The sequence below is a fragment of the Exiguobacterium sp. s75 genome, from assembly GCF_018617145.1.
Lineage (GTDB): Bacteria > Bacillota > Bacilli > Exiguobacteriales > Exiguobacteriaceae > Exiguobacterium > Exiguobacterium profundum.
Map to the genome: position 1 here is coordinate 162,809 of NZ_JACSJQ010000001.1, position 24,576 is coordinate 187,384.

General features: G+C 38.6%; 21 protein-coding genes. 7 read left to right on the top strand and 14 right to left on the bottom strand.

The features are described 5' to 3' along the window. Positions 1-20 precede the first annotated feature (20 nt). Complete coding sequence (locus tag KNO68_RS00860; protein WP_215111918.1) at positions 21-1,409, bottom strand: DNA phosphorothioation system restriction enzyme; 1,389 nt, start codon at positions 1,407-1,409, stop codon at positions 21-23. Positions 1,410-1,520: 111 nt separating this feature from the next. On the opposite strand from KNO68_RS00860, the gene dptF reads away from it, so the two are divergent. The 3 genes from dptF to dptH are packed head-to-tail and all read left to right on the top strand — an operon-like array spanning position 1,521 to position 9,292. Further along, a complete protein-coding gene (gene dptF / locus KNO68_RS00865) occupies positions 1,521-3,842 on the top strand; it encodes a DNA phosphorothioation-dependent restriction protein DptF (RefSeq protein WP_215111919.1) in 2,322 nt (773 codons plus the stop codon). Between the two features lie 22 nt (positions 3,843-3,864). Then, positions 3,865-5,274 (top strand): DNA phosphorothioation-dependent restriction protein DptG, encoded by a 1,410-nt coding sequence (dptG, locus tag KNO68_RS00870; protein WP_214691177.1) that lies wholly within the window; start codon positions 3,865-3,867, stop codon positions 5,272-5,274. After that, the gene (gene dptH / locus KNO68_RS00875; RefSeq protein ID WP_215111920.1) at positions 5,255-9,292 is read left to right on the top strand and encodes a DNA phosphorothioation-dependent restriction protein DptH; all 4,038 of its coding nucleotides are present in this window, start codon (positions 5,255-5,257) and stop codon (positions 9,290-9,292) included. The genes dptG and dptH overlap by 20 nt, the downstream gene beginning before the upstream one ends. Positions 9,293-9,335: 43 nt before the next feature. Here the strand turns inward: dptH and KNO68_RS00880 are convergent, their stop codons facing one another. The 7 genes from KNO68_RS00880 to dndD (KNO68_RS00910) form a co-directional block, all read right to left on the bottom strand. Beyond that, on the bottom strand, positions 9,336-10,454 hold the full coding sequence (locus KNO68_RS00880; protein WP_215111921.1) for a cysteine desulfurase family protein: 1,119 nt from the start codon (positions 10,452-10,454) through the stop codon (positions 9,336-9,338). Position 10,455: 1 nt separating this feature from the next. After that, positions 10,456-10,836 carry a DndE family protein gene (locus KNO68_RS00885; RefSeq protein WP_215111922.1) on the bottom strand — a complete coding sequence of 127 codons (381 nt, stop codon included), beginning with the start codon at positions 10,834-10,836 and terminating at the stop codon, positions 10,456-10,458. Continuing rightward, positions 10,833-12,845 (bottom strand): DNA sulfur modification protein DndD, encoded by a 2,013-nt coding sequence (gene dndD, locus KNO68_RS00890; RefSeq protein ID WP_214691169.1) that lies wholly within the window; start codon positions 12,843-12,845, stop codon positions 10,833-10,835. The genes KNO68_RS00885 and dndD (KNO68_RS00890) overlap by 4 nt, the downstream gene beginning before the upstream one ends. After that, positions 12,835-14,490, bottom strand: a complete 1,656-nt coding sequence (gene dndC, locus KNO68_RS00895) for a DNA phosphorothioation system sulfurtransferase DndC (RefSeq protein ID WP_215111923.1) — start codon at positions 14,488-14,490, stop codon at positions 12,835-12,837. Before dndC ends, dndD (KNO68_RS00890) begins: the two co-directional genes overlap by 11 nt. A 28-nt stretch (positions 14,491-14,518) precedes the next feature. Further along, positions 14,519-15,619, bottom strand: a complete 1,101-nt coding sequence (dndB, locus tag KNO68_RS00900) for a DNA sulfur modification protein DndB (protein WP_214817547.1) — start codon at positions 15,617-15,619, stop codon at positions 14,519-14,521. A gap of 154 nt (positions 15,620-15,773) precedes the next feature. After that, entirely contained in the window at positions 15,774-16,169 is a 396-nt protein-coding gene (locus KNO68_RS00905) for a hypothetical protein (protein WP_214782485.1), read from the bottom strand. Positions 16,170-16,174: 5 nt separating this feature from the next. Continuing rightward, positions 16,175-18,421 carry a DNA sulfur modification protein DndD gene (gene dndD, locus KNO68_RS00910; RefSeq protein ID WP_215111924.1) on the bottom strand — a complete coding sequence of 749 codons (2,247 nt, stop codon included), beginning with the start codon at positions 18,419-18,421 and terminating at the stop codon, positions 16,175-16,177. A gap of 137 nt (positions 18,422-18,558) precedes the next feature. Between dndD (KNO68_RS00910) and KNO68_RS00915 the strand changes: the two genes are divergently transcribed. The 4 genes from KNO68_RS00915 (at position 18,559) to KNO68_RS00930 (ending at position 21,391) form a co-directional block, all read left to right on the top strand. Then, entirely contained in the window at positions 18,559-18,825 is a 267-nt protein-coding gene (locus tag KNO68_RS00915; RefSeq protein ID WP_251024811.1) for a hypothetical protein, read from the top strand. A 128-nt stretch (positions 18,826-18,953) separates the two neighbouring features. Beyond that, a complete protein-coding gene (locus KNO68_RS00920; RefSeq protein WP_215111925.1) occupies positions 18,954-20,492 on the top strand; it encodes a hypothetical protein in 1,539 nt (512 codons plus the stop codon). A gap of 91 nt (positions 20,493-20,583) precedes the next feature. Beyond that, positions 20,584-20,946, top strand: coding sequence for a hypothetical protein (locus KNO68_RS00925; RefSeq protein WP_214684787.1), 363 nt, complete (start codon positions 20,584-20,586; stop codon positions 20,944-20,946). Positions 20,947-20,959: 13 nt separating this feature from the next. Then, positions 20,960-21,391 carry a stage III sporulation protein AH gene (locus tag KNO68_RS00930; protein ID WP_251024812.1) on the top strand — a complete coding sequence of 144 codons (432 nt, stop codon included), beginning with the start codon at positions 20,960-20,962 and terminating at the stop codon, positions 21,389-21,391. 38 nt (positions 21,392-21,429) lie between these two features. Here the strand turns inward: KNO68_RS00930 and KNO68_RS00935 are convergent, their stop codons facing one another. The 6 genes from KNO68_RS00935 to KNO68_RS00960 form a co-directional block, all read right to left on the bottom strand. Beyond that, complete coding sequence (locus KNO68_RS00935; RefSeq protein ID WP_214730757.1) at positions 21,430-21,702, bottom strand: CPCC family cysteine-rich protein; 273 nt, start codon at positions 21,700-21,702, stop codon at positions 21,430-21,432. A gap of 77 nt (positions 21,703-21,779) precedes the next feature. After that, on the bottom strand, positions 21,780-22,142 hold the full coding sequence (locus KNO68_RS00940; protein ID WP_214684785.1) for a DUF1304 domain-containing protein: 363 nt from the start codon (positions 22,140-22,142) through the stop codon (positions 21,780-21,782). 1 nt (position 22,143) lies between these two features. Beyond that, positions 22,144-22,428, bottom strand: coding sequence for a putative quinol monooxygenase (locus KNO68_RS00945; RefSeq protein WP_214684783.1), 285 nt, complete (start codon positions 22,426-22,428; stop codon positions 22,144-22,146). A gap of 27 nt (positions 22,429-22,455) precedes the next feature. After that, positions 22,456-23,094, bottom strand: coding sequence for a nitroreductase family protein (locus KNO68_RS00950; RefSeq protein WP_214684781.1), 639 nt, complete (start codon positions 23,092-23,094; stop codon positions 22,456-22,458). Positions 23,095-23,117: 23 nt separating this feature from the next. Continuing rightward, a complete protein-coding gene (locus KNO68_RS00955; protein WP_214684779.1) occupies positions 23,118-23,528 on the bottom strand; it encodes a MarR family winged helix-turn-helix transcriptional regulator in 411 nt (136 codons plus the stop codon). 104 nt (positions 23,529-23,632) lie between these two features. Then, on the bottom strand, positions 23,633-24,400 hold the full coding sequence (locus KNO68_RS00960) for a hypothetical protein (protein ID WP_214687770.1): 768 nt from the start codon (positions 24,398-24,400) through the stop codon (positions 23,633-23,635). Positions 24,401-24,576 lie beyond the last annotated feature (176 nt).

Genomic DNA, 24,576 nt, shown 5'->3' on the forward strand with positions numbered 1-24,576 from the left:
CATGTTCACCTCTCAATTGGTTATAGATCGACTAGATTAAATGCCTCTTTTATAGGATTTAAAACTTGTAGTGCTTGGTAATGATTTTCAGATATTGATGCGAACTCATTTACCCTTTTTAACTCATTCATCAATAACCGGCGTTCAATATTAAATTCTTTGTCAGTTAGTAAATCAATTTCTGTCAAAGGACGTGGAATGACAATGTAATCATGAATATACGCATATTCTTTTCCAGGATGTTTACGTAAAATTCGTCCACGACGTTGAATGAACTCTTTTGGATTGGTTGTGCTAGCCAAAATATAAGCAGTCTCAGCAGAAGGAACATCTACTCCTTCATCTAGACATCGGATAGCAACAAGCGCTTGAATCGCGTTCTCTGAAAACTCCTTTAACAGAATCTGTCGAAGTTCTTTCGATTCAGTTGAGGTAAAAGTTTTCGCTGATATGTTCAAATCTTCGTTTAAAAATTGTGTAATATGATCTACATGACGTTGGTCCTCTATAGAATGGTCTCCGCAATACACTATAGTGTGGTCAAGAGTTTCTTGCATACTCAGTTGTTTCTTTAACAAAATATCTTTTTGCTTAGCTGAATTAATTAATCGAGCGCGCTTAATTAACAACATTTCAAGTAGCCCAGTAGTACTTCCGGTCGATTCAATTGATTGTTGCTCAGATAGATTAACTAATTTTGAAATTTTATTCGTAAGCTCATGATAAATTTCCAGTTCATCTTCTGTAAGGGAGACTAGGTGTGGGTAGTAATAATACTTTGTTAAAAACCCTTTTTTAATCGCTTCTTCCAAAGTAAACTTATATATTGACCCACCAAAATAATTTAATAACTGTTCAGTTCCGCTACCATCATGGTGTCGAATTGGAGTTGCACTAAGTGCTAATCGATTTTTAAAAGCTGTAGGAAGCGATTGAAGCGATTGCTTTGTACCTAAATTATGCGCCTCATCGGCAACAATCATTCCGCCATCCGTAATTCGATTAAGTTGAGCTTGAAAATGAACATTTTTAAATGTGCTATTCGTAGTAATTACACATATAAAATTTTGTATTTTAAAATTATATTGAGTGATTTTTCCAGATAGAATTGATGTCCATTGAGATTTTGAACCATAGCATAGAACTGGATTCATCCCAAAGGATTCAGCATCCTTCGCCCATTGATCTACTAAATGTTGATAAGGACATAAAATGATGATTGCTAACCGATTCGTTTCTTCATGCCGTTTTGTTATGGCTGTGAGAGCGGTTAATGTTTTTCCAGTACCCGTAGCCATCTCTAGTAAACCGCGGTAGTCGTTTTCAGACCACTTTTGTATAGCTTCCAATTGATAGTCTCGTGGAGTGAACCATTTTGGTAAAGAAGGGAATAGAATTCTTGAATCCATATAATAGCTCCTTTATCATATATAGGAGTAGGTAAAACCTACCATATACCCTTATTATAGATATAATAAAGAATATAGTTAATAAAAAAGTTATCAAGGTGATTGAAAGGAATGAATAACATGGAATACTTTTTCTCATTTCTAAAACCAATTAATCCAAAAGCGGAAGAGTTGGCCCAGATTGTAGAAGATAAATATTATTCTAAAGAAACAGACTTTGCTCTTCTAAATGCCAGAAAAATGATTGAAGCAATCGTGAATGAATGGCTAGAAGTAAGTGGTTTGCAAAATACATACAACTTAAATGATAACATTCGTTTGTTACAGTCTGAAGAAATCATCGACCGCGAATTGGCTTCGGATCTTCATTACGTTCGAAGAAACGGAAACAGTGCTGCACATGAATTGTTCACTAAAGAGGCGCATGAAATTCTACCGAAAATCTGGTCGAGTTTATACAACATTGTTGAGTCTTATGTCCTTAGTTATGAAAACCCACCATCTATACCTAGATACGCTCCACCGACTCATCCAGCTGAAAAGAACAGTGATCGAGGGCATGATGATATCTTAAAAATCTTGGAAGCGCAACTAGAAGAAAAATTAAAAGCACTCAGTTCTGCTTCAACAAAAGAAGATCCTATTGAAAAAAGAACCGTGGGAGAGAAAAAAGAAACAAATAAGCTATTTGATTTTTTACCTCAAATTGAAACAGATGGCGAAAGCTATTTGTATAACCTGATGTCAAGATTAAATGAATCTTCAAAAGAGGCGGTTGAAAGTGCAGAACTCCCATTGAGTTCATTAAAGCAGTATTTACACGTAGAACGCCCGATCGAAAAGAAATTAATTCAGATGCTTCAGCAACCTGCCCAAAAACGATTAACGCTATTAATTGGTAGTGTAGGGGATGGAAAATCGCATATTCTTTCACATCTTCAATCGGCAGAACCTGAACTGATGAATCGATATAAAAATAAAATTTGGAATGATGCGACAGAAAGTCTTTCTCCTCGTAAAACTGCAATGGAGACTTTACTTGAAAAATTAATTCCATTTTCCGATCAGCACCTGAATGAAGGTTCGGAAGAGTTTGTACTGGCGATCAACTTAGGGGTATTACATAAGTTTTTATATGACTTCGTGAGTTCATTCGATAATCATTACACGTTCAATTCATTGATTTCATATATTGAGCAATCAGGTATTTTTGAGAATGAGATCTCCCAAGCAACGCAACATGATCATTTTTCCATGGTCAGTTTCTCAGATTATCCAATGTATGAACTTACTAAAGGCGGCGTAGAATCGAATTTCTTAATGGGTATTTTATCAAAAATGTTCGATCAAAATGAAGAAAACCCATTTTATTTGGCCTATCAAGAAGATGTAAAGAGAGGGATCGATTCGATTATCCATCGCAATTTTTTACTTATGGGTAATCAACAAGTGAAACGCAACTTCGTAAACATCATCGCAAGTTCTCTTTTAAAAGAAAAAGCAGTTTTATCTATGCGCCAATTTTTTAACTTAATATACGAAATTATGATTCCAGGAAATTGGACAAATATCAGTAAACAAAAAATTGTACTTGAGACGTTACTTATACATGGCCTTCATCAAAAAATATTTACAGCTCAGAATGACTCACCTATATCAATCATGCTAAGAAATGAAGATCCGGTTGCTTCTCGTTCCAAAGAGATAGATGAAATCATTCTTCAAATCAATTTAGAGTCAGATGTGAGTGGATTTATCTCTAGATTTGACGAATTGACTCGTCAAACATATGAACTTGATCTATTAGATCGTGAATTGGTTAACGAGTACACACAATCATTACTAAGACTACTCTATTTGTCTAACCCGAGAGAAATGAATATTACACAGACAACGATTGAATCATTCTCAAAATATCTATTTGCTTATTACACTGGTCAAAAATATGAACTTAAAACTCTCTACGAGAAATTTGAGAATGCACTTATGTTATGGTTTGGATTTAAAAAAGATCAAAAAAATTATTTGTTTGATTCGAATGCGAAAATTTCAAAGCGTTATCGTATAGCAAAACCAGTTAGTTTTACATTGGATCCAATCAGTATGGCGATAAAAAATGAAGAGCAAGTGGTTCAATTTAGAAACTCCTTATTCATTCAATTTGTAGTGGGTGAGCGCAAACAAAGAATTAAGCTAGAAATCGATTATAAGATGTTCAGTTTAATTTCAAAAATAGATAAAGGATATCAACCTTCTAAGATTGATTTCGACGATGCCATTCGATTCAGTGAATTCGCAAATGCGATTCGTACACATAATACAAATAACGAAGAAGTGTTGATTTATGTTGTCCAAACTGGAGAAACCTTCGTTTTAAAACAAGAAGCAGATCCATTTAGTAATGAAGAAAAAATCGTATTTAGTAAAATGTAAGTTGTGAAAGCGGGTGTAAATAATGAGATTATTACCAGAGAAAATTTTCGATGAAAAACAAGTTATTGTCTTAGACAAAAGTCGGAAAAAAATAACGAAGCGACAAACTTCGAATTTTTATCAAATACTCCCTTTCACAACAGGAAAGAGCGATTCAATTAAAAACGCTCTTTCCGATTGGGAAAAGGAAATCGGTGCTTATTCTAGAAGACTTCTGAATGTAGAACTGTCAGCTAAGTCTTTCAATACGGATTATCTGTTAGAAGGTGTACTAGAGCGAGTCGAGAATCAACCTGAGCATGAAGATGAAATTCATACTTTCTTTAGTGAATTACTGTTACAACGGGATGGAGGGTTGAACGTTACTCATCCAAGTATGTTCATGTACATCCAAGGCAATCCTGCAACGAAAAAGAAGTTGGGTACTTTTCTAGCGGATTTGACGCAACATGCGTTAGATGAAGGAGAAATCGAAAAGATTAAACAGGTTTTTAAAGCAGGCCAAAATGAAACTCTGTTAGACAAGATGATTGTAAATTTATTACCGAGTCTAACGAACAAAGAATATAAAGCCGAGCATGCTCTTTATTCTTCATTACCAATAAAACTATTAGGAGAAGATTTTGTCTATTTAGCTGAGCATCCGCAATACTTTTTGAAAGAAATTAATAATTTATTAAAGTATTACCTACACTATATTGTTTCTCAAACAACAGTGAAAATTAATAACTTCGAGACGTCTAACTGGAATCATCCATCGAAAATGTACTACACAATTCATAACGAGACGACTGTTACTTCAAGAAGAAAAACGATGAACTCGGGGATGGGATTGTTGACGAGTGCGAGTGAAAATTTATTTGTTCATGAGTTGACGATGGCTCAGTTGAGTTGTAACTCTGTTAACCAATCATTAGAGAATGAGAAATCAAAAATCATGACATATGATGAAATTTTTCAACATTTTACTATCCTTAGTGCTACAGATCAAGTTCAATTTTTGAAAGATATTGATTTGCAGACTGAACGAATTCTTACTTATGCAGGTTTAGAGAGCAATGTGAATGACAGTCAAACTTTTAACGAAGCAGCTAAACAACTATTCAATGCGATGAAACTGACGACTCCGAAAGAAGCGCAGTCTCGTTATGGAGATCATGCAAAAAATATTGCTAAATCGCACTTTACGAAGCGTCGTGGGCGTCTTGGATATGTATTGTCTCTGAACCAGGAGATGTTAATTCTGATGTGCGCTGTAAGTTGTAAAAATGACCGAATTACATTTGTAGAACTATTAGAAAGATTAAGTAAAAGAGGCATCAACTTTGATAACGAATCATCAACTGCCCTTTTACAACTACTAGAAAAAATTAATGTTATCGATAAGAAGAGCGATAGTGGGGAGGCACAGTATGTCAAACCAATTTTATGAGTATGTAACGAAAAAAATAAATGGCCATTTTTTAGTAAACACGCCTAAGCCTGGAGATAAGTATTATTTGCAACTCGAAGAAGAGAGCCATGTTCAATATTTAAAGGAATATCTCGAGAAGGAAGCAAAAGATCAGGTTAAAGCTTTTGAATATAAATTAAACGGAGTTACTGAATATGAAACGTTTACGATTGACTACGGGACAAGTGAGTTAATCATTGCTACTCAAAGCGAAGGAATTCAACCTGACTTCTTCGTTAAACTTCGAAATTTAGTTAGTGAACAAGAAGCTGAAGGTTTAAATCGCTCATTGCTTGTTATTTATCACGGGCAACTTGATAGTATTGATGGTGGTGGAGCAAATCTTCAAAAAGAAGGGATGCCGTTAAATCCTCAAAAGATTTTAGAAGAACTTAAGCATGAATTGAAGCAAATGTCGGACAATAAAGGTGCATTGGTTGAAGTGATTAATTTTCACTTGAAGGAAATCGAAGAAGAGTTCAACTCGTTTAAAGGGGTATCATTCTTTGATTTTGAAGAAATTCTTTCTCTCATGCAAAAAACAGAACTTTCAAAGAAAGATTTTCTAAAGTTAAGGTTTTTCCACGACCAGGAGCTTGATTCGTTTATCCAAACGTCATCCAAAAAAGAGATTCGTGAACGACTTCGTGAGAACCGAGATTTATATGAATTTGTACAAGAGAGTCATTTTAATGAAACGACTGAGGCGCAATTACCGAAAAAGTTTAACGAGCAAGGTGTCAATAAACTTAAACATGATCATTGGAATGAATTAACATTGCAAGAAGTAATTAAACTCAAAGCAGAAAAGAATAAAAAAGTATTTGAGCTTGATGAAGTTACAAAAGTTAATGAGCATTCCTCGGTAGTGGTTTGGGATCGGCCACATAAAATGACAAAGACAGGAAAACGCATACGTTACATTGCAATTTTTAATCCTTCTCATGAAAGAGAAATTAATCTAAAGTTTAAATATCTTATTGAGGGTAAGGGTGTTCGGAAAAGCTTAGAACAGTCGCAAGTCAAAATTGAGTATTGTAATCCTTTACTTGAAGTAACTTCAAATGTGAAGACAAACAATCTTTATTTGACACTAACTTCAAATCAAGTTCAAAATACTGCGCAATGTACTATAAAGTACAAAGTAAAAAATGAAAGTACATTATATTCAGAGCTAAATATTATGATTTTCCCATTCTCTAATGAAGTTCTTAAGGATTATGCGGGAACTTATGAAGTGAAGCGTTTAACTGGGAACGGTACCGAGTATTTGACACTAGGCAATAAAGAAGGTGAATTACGCTTAGGTGACGGCTCACAAGAACCAATTTACCAAGATCAAGCTCTCGTTAAAGTATCCGAGGAGCCTAATATTACGTATCATTTTGATCAGGATTTGTTTGAAGACGATCAGTTTATGCAGCTAGTTGTTGGAGAATCGCAACCAATTAATATTAAATTAAGTGTCGATGCATCAAAACCGCATCCGATTCCGAATATACGGTTGTATAAAGAAAAACGTGAGAAGCGAGCATCAATTGTACTGAGTGCGGATGAGAAATTGATTTTGAAGAATCAAATTTACTATCCCCAAAACGAGTATAAAGACTTCTTGGACTACGAAATGGAATGGGTCAATCAAAGTATGCAAACTGCTGTTCTTTCGGCAGGCGTCCTCAGTCCTATTGAATTGGAGTTTAAAGCATATTATGAATTAAGAGAAGCGTATAATCTGTTCTTAAACCACTTCAAGATTAAAAAAACTGTACCCATGTTGGCTTACTGGGATGATGAATACAAACGAGTTGCTTTAAATTATGTTCAAGCGTATGTAAAAGCGATTGAATCGATTCAAGAAGCAGATCGATTGTTTGAAGTGGGGCATTCAATCTTAAAATTAGGTGTCTTATATAATCAAAAAGAGCAAATTGTTTACTTTACTCCATTCCATCCGATTAATGTTGCATTTCAATTAGAACTTAATACGCAACTTGGAGAAGAGGAAATCTCGGAAAGTGTACTGAAACGTCTACGAGCCGATGCATTAGCCCCATATCTATGGTTTGAAGGTAAAACTTACAAGGCAGAATCCCAATCAGATTTGCCAGAGTGGATGGTGTATCGAGTAAAAGAAGAGGTTGTCGTGGCTGAAGCGGACCGCTTTTTATCTGAAGTAGTCAAAGAAAAGTTAAATCAGTTTGTCGATCATTTTACGTCACTCTTTAATCAGACAAATCAAATCGCTAGAGCACCACTTTATTTAAATGTAATTGAAATTCGTAATGATGAGATGGTACTGAAAGGTATAGTTGAATGGATGTTCCGTCAATTAAAGAATAGTTATGAGAAAAATCGAGATATAGTAATCCCTGTAGAAGTGAAACTTTATTCTGATTCAGGTCGATATAGAAGTGCTTTCGATCAATTTGCTGCAAAAGATTTTATGGAAGATGACTGGGAACAGTTCGAATATCTGTACGCACTCATTCCGAAAAACTTCATTCTCTCCCCGCAAGAAGTAGCGGAGAAAATTCAGTCGCTGATTAATCACTACCACATTCAAAATAAATCTTCTAATGATTTTGAATATGCTCATATTAGTTTCTATAAGATGAGTGGTGAAGAACAAGTAATCACAGACAAAATGGAGTATATCAAGAGTGGTAATGCCATGAATGGTTTGTATTCGACACTTGCACCGACAGTCAAAGATGGTCAGTTTAGTATGGGGTTTGGTCTTCGAGGTTATGCAATTGAGGAAGAAGACTTGTTATTACGATGTGCCAAATCATTTAATGAATTGAACGTACACATGAAAGATAACGGAAGTAGCTCATTTGCACATGGCGTAACAGCACTAGCTAGTATTACAGATGCACGCGATAGTTATAAGTTACAAAATATCTATGAAAGTTCACACTGGGTTACATTAATCGAACCTACTGTCGACTTAGGCTATTTTTCTTCTAAGCAAGGAAACCCGGATAATGAATTGATTATCATTCATTATAATGATCAATCTTCTTCTTACCGATATGATGCTATTACAGTTACGAAGAAAACAGCACAATATCAGGCAGTGATTAAAGATTACTTGAATCATGAAAAACCGGATTTGAATACAGATGAGAGTATTAAAGAAATCATTCAAACGTTCAATGTGATCAACGGAGAATGGCTACTTTCAATGATTCAACAAGGTTTAAGTAATGAAACAGCTCGTAACGTGCATAAGAGTCGTGAAAAATTCAGCTTATTGGCAGCCGTTAAATATTCATTGGCGATGTTTTCAACCGATGATATTACTTGGGTCCCAATCTCTCTTGAGGAAATTTTACGAGTGGCGAAAGCAATTGGGTTAAACCACGCGAATTCACCTTTCACTGTGAAAGCGTTAGGTAAGTCAGGTAGTTACTCAGATGATTTACTGTTGATTGGGATGCAGGAAACGGACGGTAAGTTAAAAATGCACTTCTATCCAATTGAAGTAAAAATCGGTAGAAACTTGAGTAATGTCATAGATAAAGCTAGAAACCAAGTTGTTCGAACGAAAGCTCTCTTTGATTTAGAATTAGGTGTGGGGGAAGCAGAAACTACATTCTCTCAACAATACTATCGTATGTTCTTTGCACATCTTTTCTTAGCAAATGCTAAAAAACTATTTGAAGGAAAGTTGTGGAGCGAGAGAAAACAAAATTATGACTTTGAACAGGAAAGACTTTCCGTTATCGAAAGACTGATGAAGGGCGATTATGAAATTTCGAATGAATTAACCGAGTACTTTAATAAAGGTGTTGTCGTTTCATTTAGAACAGAAGAAACAACTTCGTTTATTGAACGTGTTGAAGACGACATTCTGTTGCTTAATTTACCAGAGCAGTATGGTATAAGTGGTGGATCGTATTCGATTGAAGAAATCCGACAATCTATTATAGATGGCAAAAAGGATATTCCAAGAGAAGAAATGCTTGAAACCTTCAAAATTAATAATATTTAAACGTAAACGACCGGCTTAAATTTAATTTAAGCCGGTCGTTTACTTACAGTTCTTTGAAAATCTCTAAGTCTTTTAGTTCAATGTTTGACGATAGTGAGAATCGAATGGATGATCGAACTTCATCTAATGTTAATCCGATCGCTTGGAGGACATGACTTGGTTTACTGGAGCTACAAGCAGATCCAGTTGAGACCGCCATGACAGGAGCCAGTTGTTTTACGAGAACTTCATTGTTAATACCAACGAATTGAATATTCACAATGCCAGGAATTTTGTTTCTATGGTCACTATTAAATCGTATGTTCGAACCAAATTTTTGAGTTAAAAGTTGAACTAAATACTCTTCAAGTTTCTCTAACTTTTTGATGTTCTTGGTCAAGGATGCTTGATGCATTTCAGCTGCCTTTCCCATTCCCACAATAAGAGGAACAGCAAGAGTCCCGCCTCGAATGCCTTGCTCTTGGCCACCACCATGAATAAGTGGTGTCAATTTTCTTGGAATCCCGTCCTCATCTTTTTGTACATAAGCGATGCCGATACCTTTTGGACCGTTGAACTTATGCGCAGAAGCGGATAAGAAATGAACGTTCGTCAGTTCTGACAGGTTGATTCTCATCTTTCCGACGACATGTGTGGCATCAGTATGAAAGAGTGCACCATATTGAGCAACTAGTTCAGAAGCTTTCTGAATGTCATTTAAAGATCCTAACTCGTTATTTCCCCAGATGATTGAAACGAGTGAAGTAGGGCGTTTTTTTAGTAGAGACTCTAATTCAGAAAAATTGATTCTACCGAATTCATCGACTGACAAGTATTCAACATGAATGTTAAGCTGCTCATTCAAATATTTTGCGATTTCCAAATTAGATGAATGTTCAGTTACCGTAGTAATCACTTGATGATCCGGTAAGGTTGAACTTACACTCTTTAAAATCCAGTTGTTACTTTCGGTCGCTCCCGAAGTAAAATACAGCTCGGTAGAAGAACAGTTAAGAAATTTACTTAACTGTTCTCGAGCATGTTCAACAGCATTTTTAGAGTTTTCTGCCAGTGAATAATACTTGCTCGAAGGATTTCCGAACTCTTCAAGAAAGTAGGGGAGCATCTCTTCAAGTACTTCTGGATACACAGGTGTCGTTGAGCTGTTGTCTAGATAAAGCATGTTATCCCTCCTGGAGAGCCAATAACTCTCTTAAGAATTGATTGGTACTTCTAGAAAATTGGAACATTTGATAAAGCTCTTCGGCACCTCGAGTAATATGCGCATTAAAATAATCTGGAAAATATCGTTCTTCTTCAATATGGCGTTCAGCATGTTGAAGAATCATCATTTTAAACATCTCGTCGTGTTCTCCCGTTAAGGTGGCACGATTTATTTCAAAATTAGAAATGGGCTGACCTTTAACGCTTGATGGAGTTTTTTCGTTTTTTAATGATATTCCAACGGCGAAACGAGCTAGGATGTTCGGTGTGATATGAGTTGAGTTTGCAATCTCTTTAAAATAGAGATGCGTTTGTTCAGTTAATTTAAGACGGTAGTTCATGAGTTTTTCACCTGCGCGTTTTCAAATTCAAAATACGATGGAATGACTCGTGTTTCTAAATGTTCATTATCAAACTGAAGACTATACTCTTTAGAAATCGATGGTTTGAGTACGTCGTAGTAATCTTTGCTAATTTCTGAGTCTGTAGATAGCACTAACACTTGTTCACCAAAGTTAGGAAGTAAGTTACGTAAAATGTTATAACGGTGATCTCGATCTAATCGGCCTAACAATGTATCGAAGATAAATGGCATTTGATTTTCGGAAACTTTGAAAATTGCCCAGATTAATGAAAGAAGTAGAATCTGTTTCTCACCAGAAGATAGCGTAGCTACAGAAATTTGAGACTGGTCTTTAGATGACAAAGTTAACGAGAAGTCTTCGGGTAGAATCGATAGCTTATCTACGTAATCTTCTTTACGCATCAATGTTTTTAACATGCGTAACGCATTTTCTTCAACACTCCGAATGACTTTATATCGCTGTTGAAGTTTGAAGTCTTCTAGTAAAGCTAATGTTGAAGTCGCATTTTGCGATAATAAGCTCGATTTTGAAGTGATTTTCTCGATTTCTTGTTGAAGTGAGGCGTTTTCTTCCACTAACATCGAGTACTGATTTTGGAGCTCTTCTTCAAGTTTAACAATACGTTCTAACTGCTCGTTCAAATGAAGATGACTAACTTTGAGTTGATTCAATTCCTCAAATTGTTTTTCAAAATCCGCATGATTTTCTTCTCGAATCACTAGTTTTCTTCGTAATATCTTCAGTTCCTCTATGATTTCGTCATCGCGATTAATGTTTGCCAAGAGAGATGAGGAAGATTGAGCGTTTACTGAAGAAATCATATTTTCAACTTTTGCCTTCGAACCGAACGAAGCGTCATGAATAATTTCAGTTTTCGGAACAGCCGTTTTTAAAGCCGCATTGAATTCATTCTTCAGTGAATCATGTCCTACAGATCCTCCTAAATTACGTGAAACATTCTTATAGAACTCATCGGTGAAGACTTTTTCTAAATCTTCTACACTTCTGATCAATAGTTCTGATTCTACTTGTTCTGCAGCTTTTTCAAGCAAGTGATGATTGATAGAAAAGGCGTAGTACTCATTGAAAAAGTCTGACGTAGATTGCTTTAATTTCTGTCGTTCTTGTTCTAGGTTTCTTATTTCCTCTTTCAATTTTGCTTCTTCTTCTTTACTAATCACGTCGTGTGCGCGTAACGATTCAGAGAAGGCAGTGATTTCGGCTTCACTAACTTCGATCTTCTGAAGAAGCTGAGATTTATCGACTTGAACGTTTTGCAATTTTTGTTCGGATTCACTTAGCTGTTTTTTAAGCTCATCTAAACGTTTTGATTTATCTTTAGATAGCTTAGTCTTGGCTTCGTCTCGTACAAGTGATTCGATTGTTTCCGTTAATAAATCTGGAATCTCTAATTTAAATGCACTTTTCATCAAATCATCTAGGTACTCAGACAGTTTCCCTTCATTAATAATTTGATTAATTGTCTCTCCATCAAATAATGAGACATTAAACAAATAGAGGGGAGTACGTTCTAAGAATAATGAATAGACTTGACTCTTATCCTTCTCTGCTAGTGCAAAGGTATTTGCATCACGATAGATGTTAAAGTATTCTTTAATATTCTTAGCGTCGATTCCCCATGATCGTTCAAATAAATAGCGTGATGTAGTTTGATTCGTTGTTGTTGTAAACGTAATTTGGATTTTTGAAATTTGTTTAGTGGTACTATATCTTTCTCGTTGATCTCTTACTTCGCTATTGATTAACTTCTCAATTTCTTTGAAGTAGGATGGAGTAGGTGCTTTAATCCCAAACGCCTGACTACCATATAATCCAGTGCGAAGTGCGTTTAAAAAGGTTGTTTTACCCGCTCCATTTTTCCCGCCGATTAAAATAACATTTTTATTAGAGTTTTCATTCTTGAAATCAAATGTTTGATTTTTATATGCTCCAATATTCTTTAAGACAATCGATTCAATCTTCATCTCTCTCTAAAACTCCTTGCTCTTTGTAAAGGCTTAAATAGTCTTGGCTCAATAGCGCAGCGACATCTTTATTAAATCCTCGTTTAACCTTTACACCTAGAAAATCATTTGCTGTTGTAAATAGTTTTTGAACCATATTGAAATCAAGACCATACTTTTGAGAAAGAAGTTCTAAATCATTCGCTTGGTCACTTGTTAGAATCTGACGATCATCATGTTCCCAATCCAGGTCGACGCCGAATACTTCGCGATAAAGTTCTGGTAAAGTATCGTTCCAATCACCTTCACGGAGCCATAAGCGACGAATTGCTCGTAACTCATCATCCTGAATTAATTTGTACTCGACTGAATTTGGAACTTTTAAATCACGTTGTAAAATCAATAAGTCGCGCATTAGTTCATTTCTAGTAGCTAGTGTGAAAGGACCAAGACCAAGGTGTGAGTATACAGATTGCCCATCCTCGTTTGTTTCGGTAACGACAAACTGAATATTGAACTCTTCAGGTTTGCTCAAGTCAATATTGTGTTTTGCGATAAATTGACTTAATTGTGCTTTAGGAACGGCAAGAACAGACTCATCAGTCAAATCTTCAATTCGGTCAACTACTTTATGAGAAGTGGCAGCACGACCGCCTTTTTTCTTTTGAACAATATAGATTCCATCTTCTTTGATTTCATGTTGAACTTCTAATAAATAGAAGGCACCATTCATTCGTTTATGCATTCGTTTAGAACGGTCGTCACGAATGAGAACCATTTTATTGCGGAACTTCAATAATGGTTTTAACCAGTCATGTTCACCAGTTTGAATAAAGCCAGTAAGCGATTTATCTTGATTGACAACCGTACACGTCCAGCAACCGAAACGGCTATTCCCACAAGAACCAGCACTTTCTTTAATGTTTTGGTCAACGACTAATGGACATTCGCTACTTGAATCCATGTACATTTTCTGTAGCTTATGATGGTCTTCCCCCCAAGGAGCTGGGTTTTGAAGAAGGTAGCTCCATACATCATCTAGAACAAATTCTTTAATTGGAGCAAATACATAAGCATTCGCTAATGATGTGTGTCGCATCAATTCGCTACCTGAAATCTCATGGTCTTTTATGGATTGGCCTCGGCTCGTGCTCTCAGATGAACGGACACCAAGTACCATAATAATTTCGCCGTATTTTGACACTTTATCTTTAATGAAGCGGTTAGCAGGGTCGATTTTAAGACGATCTGTACACCATCTAAACGTTTGGTTCGGAGTAGGGTAGCCACGTCCGATAATATTCGTCCAAAAAGTTTTTTCTGTAAGTGGTTTAACTTTTTGTGTTTCGATTGGGAGATTATATTTTAAAGCGGCTTCTTGCATGCGGTGTAAAGAGCCGTTAATCATGGAAACAACGAGTGGGTTTTCTACCAAAGTGTCAGAAGAAATGATAAACACCTTCTTATGCAACTGTTCTGGTGAAAGCTCTAGCAACGCTTCGAAAATGAGTTGAGTCGTTAGTGTAGAATCTTTTCCGCCACTAAATCCGACCACCCATGGACGTGTGTCATTTAAATACACACGTTTGATCAAATCGATGGAGCGTCTAGAAACAGTATCTCCTTCATGCTGAGTAAATAAGTTACTAATAATACCTTGTGTCATAAATTGTCATCCTCTCGTGCCAAAACAGTCATAATACGTTCATGCTTGATTTTTGTTGATCGAAATCTTTCTCTTCTTTCGTGAGCTTGATGCCGATTAGCGATTTGATTCGTATGGCAGTCAATCGAATAGTGTAGTTGTTCTTTAAAATTCTGCCGTTTTCGTTAAAGGCACGACCTTTCCAATCTTTTTCGTTTGAACGGCTCCAATCAATATCTTTAAATTTTGTAAGGTAGGCTGTCCATGTATCAGGTTTTTGTTCAATTAAAGAGCGCGCAACTTCAGCCGCTGCTTCGATAAATAAACCTTGACCCGCAATTGAAATCATACGTAAATCACGAGGGGAGATTTCTTTATTAAATACTTGTTCCCATTCATGAATACTATTGCATAGAGTTAGCCAAAACGTTTTGATGTTCAATGCGTCTTCTTCAGTTAAAAGAGCACCTTTTTTCTTATTAATTAGTCGTTTATTTGCATTATAAATATGATTTAGCGCTAAAAGTTTTGGTGAATTCTTGGAGAGGGACGTTTTCTCCATTTCTGTATACCGTTTTAACAGCGGAATCTCTTCAACGATTTCTTTAGTTAGGAGCGATAACTGATCGCGATGGTCATATAAAATACCGATAGATGACGTTGTGTTAACGGCATGTCGATTCAAATCTGAAAAGATTTGTTGAGACCGTTCTAGACCTTCATCATGAAAGAATACAACAGAAATTGTTTCATTACCTAATTCAGGCATAATTTTTAAAGCCTCTTCAATCGCTGCTCTCCGGTGTTGACCATCATTTATTAAAAAACGAGAATCTAATGTGATCGAGAGCTTGCCTAAGTCTTTAAAATTCGGCTCATCCGAAAAAGGAGTGAACTGAATTTCACCATCAATGGAAGCTGTAAGTGATGAAAATACATAGTCCTTAGACTGATCTACAATGTAATTTGTGATATCTGGGACTCGAGATTTATTCAAAATTCGCTGTGAGCGATATTGTGGTGGGACTTCCTCTTCATCGAATAAGAAGATTTTTGGAATCAGTTTTAACGGGCACATAACGACGAAATATTCTTTTTCTGCCTGTTTTCCTCGTAATGCGGGGAAGTTATAGCTGAAATTAGGATCCATACAATATCCTCCTTCTATATATTACATATGATATTACGTACGTAACTTGTTGTTTTTATAATGAAAGTCTAACATATGTGTTCGTATAAAAATAGCGAACAGACTTTACAATATAGAAATTTCGATAAAAAATCTCAGCGGGAATCCGCTGAGATTAAGCTGTTAATAGTTTGATCAAAAAATCCTCCTCAAATAAATCGCTACTTGATTCTATAAGTGAATAAATGCTCATCGTACCTAGTTCGATATATTTTCGCATTGCATCACGAATGTCTTTTTCCTCTGTAATTTCCTTTTGCATGTCATTGATGATTAAATGCTTACCCAGGAGATAGTCATTTCCATTGATAATCGCACCCATATCCCATGTACCAGATTTAAGTTCCTCGGGTAATGACGATTGATTATTAAAATTTTCAATCCCGTGCATTAAACATATTTTTACGACAAATGGTCTAGCGTCTTTTGGGGCATAGTGATCCAAGTGTTGAATAATTTCATCGATTCTGTCTTTTGTAATTTTAGATAGTTTTATTCCTTTTGAGTCCATAATTTTTATCCTCTCACAATTTCGAAGTAACCCTCACGAATGAGTGTATATTTATCGTTTTGGTTATAGTCCAACATAATCTGTTTTGAAGTATATTCTTTCATTAGATTCACATATTCAGGTGTGATTTCGGTATCCGTGGAAAGAATAACAACCTGTTTACTAATATGTTTGTAGAAATGTTCAACTAAATTTCTTCGGTGATAACTATCGAGACGCCCGAGAGGTGTATCAATAATCATAGGTAGGTCTAAGTCAGCAGCTTTAATCATTGCCCAAATAAATGCCGAAGAGATGATTTGCATTTCACCAGCTGATCGTTCTTCTATAGCGATTTCTGCACCTCGTTCATTTTCGATTCGAATCATCATCATATCTCGGTCAATGAATGCTCTACCGAATTCGTCCTGTTTCCGCATAAGGGTATTGAGCATTTCATTAAACTCACGGCTTATCACATCGATTTTCCAATGCAGTACTTTCGTTGCGTACTCTTCAATTGCAATTTTAATTTCACCGATAATTTTTACATCGTCTGCTAAATCAATGGCATTTGATGCAGTAGACTTAGTACCTTTTAATTTTGCTTCAATCGAACGGATTTCTTGAATGCACTCTTGTTCTTTTTTCTTTAGCTTCATATAAAGATTTTTCGCTTTTCCAAGCATTTCTGTCGTCTCTTGGATGTTTTTATCTTCCTCATCAACACTGACAGCAGAGGGTGCAAGTTCGATTTTTTGCTGTAACTGATCAATCGAATATTTAATATTGTTCGACTTTTTGATTAACTCAACAATCTGTTGTTTGATTGTCCCCGCGTTGATATTCATTAAGTATCTGCGGTCGTTCGGAGAAAGGTCGTGCCAAATGTTTTGGTCTTCTTGCTTGATTGGAGTACGGGTTGTTTCTTTTGATAACCAAATCCCTTTCCCAATCTCCTCAACTTGACGAAGCTGTTCTTCGGTCAACGGTGGATCGATTGGTTCAGATAAAAGTTTAGACATGAATTGGTGGTAAGGCGCCAATACTTGTTCAATTTTTTGTTGGTCTGAAATGATTTGTTGTTCAGCTGTTAAGCGTTCGTTTAAGAGTCTGATTTTTTTGGATGCAAAAGATGGAATTGCCTGCTCAGCAAACAGTTTCGAGATTTGGTCCATTGTTTGTTTATATTGAACCTGCAATGCACTCATTGAAGCAGCAAATTCCTCACGTGATTCACTGTTTTGCGTTAACTTGTCGTTCCGAAGTTTTTTATAATAATCAAGTTTTTTATTATAAGTAGAAACTCGCTCTTCACTCTTGCTTCTTTTTTCAGACCATTCACTAAGTTGTGCTTTAAGGTCTGTAATTTTTTTGTTGAATTTTAACAACTCCGTACTCTTTTGAGCGACTGCGAGTTCGTTTTGCTTGCGGGAATAAATTTTGTCTAAGTCGTTTTTTAAAATATTAAAATGTAAGAATCCATTCATACGCTCGATGGTTACCTTAAAGTCTGTAGAATTTCGAGATGAAATAATACGTCGAATTTCTTCACCATCAAAGATTAAAAATTGAGAGGCGTCAAATGGAATCAATTTATCAATTGTTCGATTAAAATCATCCACATTGTGTGGAGTGATCTCTTCATTTCGTTTTGGACGTGCTGCACCAATCGTTCGTTTGCTGAATGTTTTATTCTCGGATACAACCCGCTTCTTGCTATCATATTGCCAAACCACTTTGATTTCATAATGATGACCATCACCTGGTTCGAAAATCAGTGAAGCACTAGCTTCTCTTCCACCCTTTTCAAAAAAAGAGTTATTAATAGTATTAGTGAACTGTTGCTGGAATTCAGCATCCGTCATTCCTCGTCTACCAAATAGTAAGTACCGAACGGCTTTTAAGATTGTCGTTTTGCCTGCACCGTTCAACCCACCAATTAAAACGATGTTTTTCTCATCTGTATGTGTATCGAAATTGATTGTTTGCGTATTTAAATAAGTTTTGTAATTATTTAATTGGATCCGCACAAACTTTAAGCCTGACTTTTTAGAATTACCAATAGATTGAGTTAGAGAATTACCTTTTTTAATCAAATACTTTAATTCTTCTTCTAACTCTTTTTGTCTTTTTGTTGGAGTCATTGCTTCCCCATAGTAATTAGCTTTCGATGTTGTGAGAATGTTTTGAAGAAGATTAGGGGAAAGGTCATGCCGTAAAGCAACTTCCTCTAAAATCTCTCTTTCAGTGTTGTAAATCTTTTGGTTCATATCGATTTCCTTTCTTCCAAACATGAGATATTCAGGTCTATATTCCTATTATAAAGGAAATACATCTAAAAACCTGTAACTTTTTTAGAAAGGGTATGGATAAATTAGGTATACATAATTGCTAATTATATAAGGAGATGAAAGATGTGAAACGCCTGTTACTACGCAAAATCCAATTCGCCCTCCAATACCATGGTGGGACGGCATCTTTAAAAGACATTTATGCGTATGTCGAAAAATCATACTACCAACTCGAGCTCGATCGATATAAAGATTGGAAAGGGCACGTCAATAAACAGATTCGTGCACATTCTAGTGATTCGGCGAGTTTTACCGGAAAAGAAGACCTCTTTTATTCCACAGGAAATAAAGGAATTTGGGGCCTCAGACAGTCCAATAACTAACGAAAGCGGGACCAATTTCACTTGGTTCCGCTTTCAATGTTTACAAAACATCACACCCTATTGTCACATAATGTTCATTCCTGTACACTTCGATATTGTGTGCTAAAAATTATGTTAGGGGTTAGTCAATGGAACTTGTACAGCAATTATCTCAAATGCAACTGATCAACCAATTCTGGTTGCTTATGGCCTTCGTCATTCCAATGGTCATTTTATCTCGTATGGTCGTGGCTGGGACGCGCTTCTCGCCGATCCTCGTCATCGTCATCTTCGGTCTCGGTCTCGGATTCGGTATGGTCGAAATCGGTATCGCGACGCCGGGTCTTCCTGAATTCCCGCTTGTCGACTTCTTGTCACGGACGACGATCATCGCGTTAGTCGTTTCGTTCTTCGTCGGTGGACAAGAACTTCGTAAAATCTTGAGTAAACAAGAGCTCGACATGGAGGACATCGTCATTCCTGCCAAAGAGGAGATGTTCCTCGGGACAGGACGTACGCAGTTCATCTTCATCCTTCGTTCGTTCTTCTTGCTCGTCGGTTTGGAAGGATTCTTCCGTATGGCAATCGAGCCAGGTACGGCAGAAGGGATTGCGCTTTACTACCCAATCCTCGCACTCCTCGGTCTTGCGGTGTCGTTCTTACTCATCGACCATAAAGCACAGATTCAGGACAAGAAAGTATACATGCAAAAAGGTGTCATCGAGACTGTCCTCTTGCTTGTCATCTTGTTCGTCTCGTTCTTGATTGCGACAGCGGTTCAGCCGATTATCGCACTTCCGCAAATCTTCTTTGCGATGTTGATTTCGTCAGCACTCGGTGCCATCTTCCATAACTGGACGTATGGACCGACTGTCCGCGCGCTTCTCTTCGCAGGGATCCCGGTCGTCTTGGCTGCCAACTTCATGGTCGGGGGTTCACGAATCGGTGACGCGTTCGCCATCGAAGGCATGAACTCGATTCTCGTCTACGGTTTCTTCGGTCAGTTGTTCTGGATGTTCGGTGGGATCGCGCTCATCATGTGGTTCGCTCGCACGGGTCACATCCGTAATCTCGCACCAGGTATGGCAGGGTCACTTTCACACAGTGGTCTCACAGGAGCGTGTACGGCTGGTGACTTCGGTCAAGTAGCAGCGAAACGTGCGCCAATCATGATCAACATCCCGTTCTTCGGACATATCTTCGTCTTCTCAATCCTCGCGGTCAGTGCCGACAACGGTGCGCTCTGGATTTGGCCGACAGCCATCATCGTTTTGGTCGGTCTCGTACTCACGGCGCTCGCGTTGAAAAACTTACGCGCGGCGAACGGGGAAGACTTCAAAGAAGTCAAAGCCCTTATGCAGTTCTCGTTCGGATGGCAGATGATGGCCGTCTTCGGTGGTCTCGTTATCTTGGCGTTCAGCACAATTGCGTTTGATTACACGACGATGGCACAATCGTCAGCGATCTCGCACTTCGGCTTGTTCGCAGCGGTTCAAGGTGGAATGTTCGGAACGGAAGCGTCACTTCTCATCCCGCTCATCTTCTCGATGCCGTTCCTCGTGCACCCAATCGTCTTCTACATGTTCGGGAAAGCGCTCGACAACAATGGCGAAATGCCACGTGTACCGGTATATGCGATGGCGCTCATTGGTGTCGTCGGTGTATCTGCAGCGATTTTCGCCTTATAATTGGACTCCGCTCTGACTTCGTCAGGGCGGTTTTTTAATTTTGATGAAATGGATATGGTAGACTTTGGATAGTGAGAGCAGGGGAGAGCGTATGAAAAAATGGTTGTTCATCGGTTTTGTTGTGTTGATTGTAGCTTGGGCCAGGGTGACACCGATGTATACGATAAGCCCAGGTATGGATGACTTTATAAGCTGGTTCGAGGAAACCTATTCGGTACAATGTGAAGATGAGAGCTGTGACGCATTTACGCTGATTGGGGATCAGACAAATACATATGTGAATCAAGAAGGGTATATGAAACAATCAAGTGGCTTTTTCACTTTTGACATGGAGGTCAGGCGATTATATCGAAGTGTCGAAGAACCCGAAAGAGTCGGGACGATTGAAGTGAGATGGAATCAAGATTCGTTTGAGATTACGGAAGAGACGGGTATATTTGTTGCTTCACCATAGGAGGCTTGAAAGCATGCTGATGATCACTCAAGATGTAAAGGGAGAGCGCTATGAGGCGCTCATCGATGTTTTGCTTGAGCACTGCACTCACTTTGCGTTCGTGGAAGACAGGCGACGCATGGAGATTGAAGAGGAGCGTCTAGCGTATATGGATGTACTGACTGAAGAGATTCGTTGGGATTTGATTGAACGAACTATCGTAAGTGAGTGGGAGACAACACGACTGTCTGTGGATACAGCGTATCTATATTCGTTTCATATGAATTACAGGACGGTACAGTTCTTAAAAGAACGGGGTCGTTCATTATTCAGTTGGATTCATCCGAAACTTCCGGAAGACTTGATGTTTTATACGGGAGAGACATGTGTGCTTGCGGTATGCTCCCATGAATCGTTCTTTGTCGTCGATGAAGAGATGTGGGAGCGTATTAGATTAGATGAATGATCAAGGTCACCTCTTATATGGGTGACCTTGTATTAAGTTTACTTGCTAGAGAAGGGTTTCCAGTCTGGGTCTTTTCTGTCGTGTTTATTCGGTTTTCTGACATCATCACAAAAGAGCCGTTCACTCGCACCAAATTGAATGTAATTTTGTTGAGCCTGTCGAAGCGACACCGTATTCGCACCGCCTTCATAATCGGGATCATCGAATTGAACCCCGTCGTCCTCCCAAAAGCAGATTCGACAAATGTCGTATGTGCCTGGTGGTTCCTCTTCTAACGTCTGATAGCCACAGCATGGGCATGTGTATCTCACCATCATCACCTCACTATTTAGTATAGAGGATACAAGCAAAAAGCGTTCGACCATTTTCTCAGGTCGAACGCTTTCTGTCATAAGATCACCATCGAGATCAACGTCAAGATGGCAAGCCCACCTTGTGTCAGAATAATCTTCTTGTCACTCGTGATACTGCCATATAGGGCAACGAGGATGATATAGGTCAGGATCATGGTGACAATCTCGACCGGGTTTGGGGAAAGGTATAGTCCGTACAAGAGCCCGACCCCAATCAATCCGTTATAGACGCCTTGATTTTTGAACAAAACCGACACCGAGTCTCTCGTCAGCTCGTCTTTCGATAGACGGAAGACGCGTGACGTCGACGAGGATGCCGTCGCAATCGTCTCTAAATAGAAGATATAGAAGAATTCGATGGCGACGAGCGTTCCGAGCACAAGGGTGAGCGTCGACATATTAGTTGACCGCCGCTACTTGCACGACCGGTTTCGCTGACACGTAGTTCGCCACGTTTTGTGCGAAGTTGATGAGGACTGGGTTTTGGTTGTGCTGCTCGAGAGCGGCTTGGTCTTCCCAGTTCTCGATCATGACGAAACGGTTCTCGACAGATGTTGACTCGTATAGGTCATATCCGACACACCCTGCTTCTTGTTTTGATGAGTCGATCAAGATTTGGATATCGCGCAAGAAGTTCTCACGTTGTAATACTTGGATATCGAATGTGGCGTTGACTAAAATCACGGTTGATTCCTCCGATTGTTAAATGAATTATTTGAATGATGTGACCGTTTGAGCATCAAGGCGAACTGATTCGTAACCTTCTTCTGCCGCTTTTCCGACAGATAAGATCATGACTGGTACGTAACGATCTTTATCGAGACCGAACGCTTCTGCAAGTTGGTCTTTCTCGAAACCGCCGATTGGGTTCGTGTCATAGCCGTGTGCACGAGCTGTGAGCATGAATTGCATCGCTGCGAGACTCGCATCGATCTTCACGATGTCGTTCATCTCTTGTTTCGAGAGATTTTTGTAGTAAGGGATGATCGCGTCGAGCTGTTGGTCACGTACTTCTTGTGGCATTTTACCTTCTGCGACCGCTTGATCGTAGATTTGTTCGCCGTACTCGTAGCACTCCATGTCTCCGAAGATGAGGAGCATCGCTGCAGACGTGTCGTTTTGACGCGTGTTGAAACGGATAAGCGGTTTGAGCGTCTCTTTCGCTTCTGGGCTCTCGACGACGACGAAACGCCATGGCTGCATGTTGACCGATGATGGGGCAGTCGTTGCTTCTTGAATCATCTCGAGCATTTCTTCTTGTGAGATTTTCACGTTCTCGTCATAGACACGGATTGATTTGCGACCGAACATGACGTCTGTAAATGTATTGTTTTTGAATGTAGTTGCCATTGGTGAATTCCTTCTTTCTCTGTTTAGGCGTGACTGTTCAATTTTTGAAGCAGCGCGGATAAGTGTTGAATCTCTTCAGCGGACAAGGCTTGTAAGACGAGATGGTTGGCCCGTTCGTCTCGCTCGCAATCCCTTAGGTCTTGCTCTGCTTTCTCTGTCACACGGACGAACATCTCGCGATGGTTCTCCGCGTTCCGCTCTCTGACGACAAATCCTTTCTCTTCAAGGATTTTCAAATGTCGAGTGATGGCGGCATTGTCGATTTTCATCTCTTCCTTAATCGCACGTTGCGAACAAACGCCTCGTTCTTTGACGACTTGTAACATCTCGTAGCGGGTCAGGCTGAATCCTGTCTCCCGTTCGAACGACGATGCGACATTTTGTTCCGCCACCTTGATTTGGTAAAGTAATCGGCTGATTTCACGTAGGTCCATTGCGTCCCACCTTTCTCAATTGACTTATCAATCGTTGACTTGTCAAACGATACAACGTTTTGGATTGCCTGTAAAGTCAAACGCTCAAAAAAGACGACACCGGATTATTGTGTCGTCTTCTCTTCGATAGGGGTGCCATCAAATCGATATTCTGTCGTGAATGTCGTATCGTCGAATCCATACAGGCGGTCATAGGCGTTCAAATCCTCAATCGTCCGCACATCGAGGAAGGACGGGTCGATGTCAGACGCTTTGCGCGTGAACATCATGTACCGTTCTGTGTAATCATCATTTCCTCCAGGCTTCCCGTCGAACGAGAAGTGAATCGAATAGACGTCGGATTCCACTTCACGGATGACATCGAGGATTCGTTGTTTCTGTTCGTCCGTATTGTTCCAGTCTTCATGAAACATGATCGAGACGTCGAGATACGTCTTCGGATTCGTTTCATAGATGGACGGCGGGGCCGGGCTGACTTTTGCTTGCACATCATCGGACACTCCGGTCGGTACTTCCGCACGGACGGTCTCTTCTTCTTTTAAGATTCTTTTCGAAACGAGGCGCTCGTGAATCGTCCGCTCTGCCTCGCGTTCCCAATACGTCTCGAGCACGTTATCGTGGATGGAGCCGTCACCATACGTTTCGAGAATATAAGTTCCGGCGAACGGTTCGTTCGTCAATGTGACTTCCCCGACATAACCGCCCATCTTCCAATCGCGTGACAGCTCGATATCGGGTTGTTCGTTGTACGTTTCCTTCACATACGCGGTATAAGTCTCCCGTGCCTCTGACTTTTCAATCGTCGTATATACGAAGAGCCCGCCAGCAAGAACCCCACCGACCATACTTGCCAGTAATCGTTTTTTAATCATTTCGTCACCTCTCGTTCAATCTACCTGATATTGAAGGAGAATACCTCGGTCCAAAGTCTTATTCAAATCATTTCCATTTCGCTGTAAACTAAAAGTGGCCTCAAAGAACTATTGTAATTGCGTGTACTAATACATATAATACACTTAAAGAGTAACATTGACTATGAGAGGGTGTG

Coding starts and splice junctions, on each gene's coding strand:
- KNO68_RS00860 (WP_215111918.1), bottom strand. CDS start 1,409: ATGGATTCAAGAATTCTATTCCCTTCTTTACCAAAATGGTTCACTCCA.
- dptF (WP_215111919.1), top strand. CDS start 1,521: ATGAATAACATGGAATACTTTTTCTCATTTCTAAAACCAATTAATCCA.
- dptG (WP_214691177.1), top strand. CDS start 3,865: ATGAGATTATTACCAGAGAAAATTTTCGATGAAAAACAAGTTATTGTC.
- dptH (WP_215111920.1), top strand. CDS start 5,255: ATGTCAAACCAATTTTATGAGTATGTAACGAAAAAAATAAATGGCCAT.
- KNO68_RS00880 (WP_215111921.1), bottom strand. CDS start 10,454: ATGCTTTATCTAGACAACAGCTCAACGACACCTGTGTATCCAGAAGTA.
- KNO68_RS00885 (WP_215111922.1), bottom strand. CDS start 10,836: ATGAACTACCGTCTTAAATTAACTGAACAAACGCATCTCTATTTTAAA.
- dndD (WP_214691169.1), bottom strand. CDS start 12,845: ATGAAGATTGAATCGATTGTCTTAAAGAATATTGGAGCATATAAAAAT.
- dndC (WP_215111923.1), bottom strand. CDS start 14,490: ATGACACAAGGTATTATTAGTAACTTATTTACTCAGCATGAAGGAGAT.
- dndB (WP_214817547.1), bottom strand. CDS start 15,619: ATGGATCCTAATTTCAGCTATAACTTCCCCGCATTACGAGGAAAACAG.
- KNO68_RS00905 (WP_214782485.1), bottom strand. CDS start 16,169: ATGGACTCAAAAGGAATAAAACTATCTAAAATTACAAAAGACAGAATC.
- dndD (WP_215111924.1), bottom strand. CDS start 18,421: ATGAACCAAAAGATTTACAACACTGAAAGAGAGATTTTAGAGGAAGTT.
- KNO68_RS00915 (WP_251024811.1), top strand. CDS start 18,559: ATGAAAGATGTGAAACGCCTGTTACTACGCAAAATCCAATTCGCCCTC.
- KNO68_RS00920 (WP_215111925.1), top strand. CDS start 18,954: ATGGAACTTGTACAGCAATTATCTCAAATGCAACTGATCAACCAATTC.
- KNO68_RS00925 (WP_214684787.1), top strand. CDS start 20,584: ATGAAAAAATGGTTGTTCATCGGTTTTGTTGTGTTGATTGTAGCTTGG.
- KNO68_RS00930 (WP_251024812.1), top strand. CDS start 20,960: ATGCTGATGATCACTCAAGATGTAAAGGGAGAGCGCTATGAGGCGCTC.
- KNO68_RS00940 (WP_214684785.1), bottom strand. CDS start 22,142: ATGTCGACGCTCACCCTTGTGCTCGGAACGCTCGTCGCCATCGAATTC.
- KNO68_RS00950 (WP_214684781.1), bottom strand. CDS start 23,094: ATGGCAACTACATTCAAAAACAATACATTTACAGACGTCATGTTCGGT.
- KNO68_RS00955 (WP_214684779.1), bottom strand. CDS start 23,528: ATGGACCTACGTGAAATCAGCCGATTACTTTACCAAATCAAGGTGGCG.
- KNO68_RS00960 (WP_214687770.1), bottom strand. CDS start 24,400: ATGATTAAAAAACGATTACTGGCAAGTATGGTCGGTGGGGTTCTTGCT.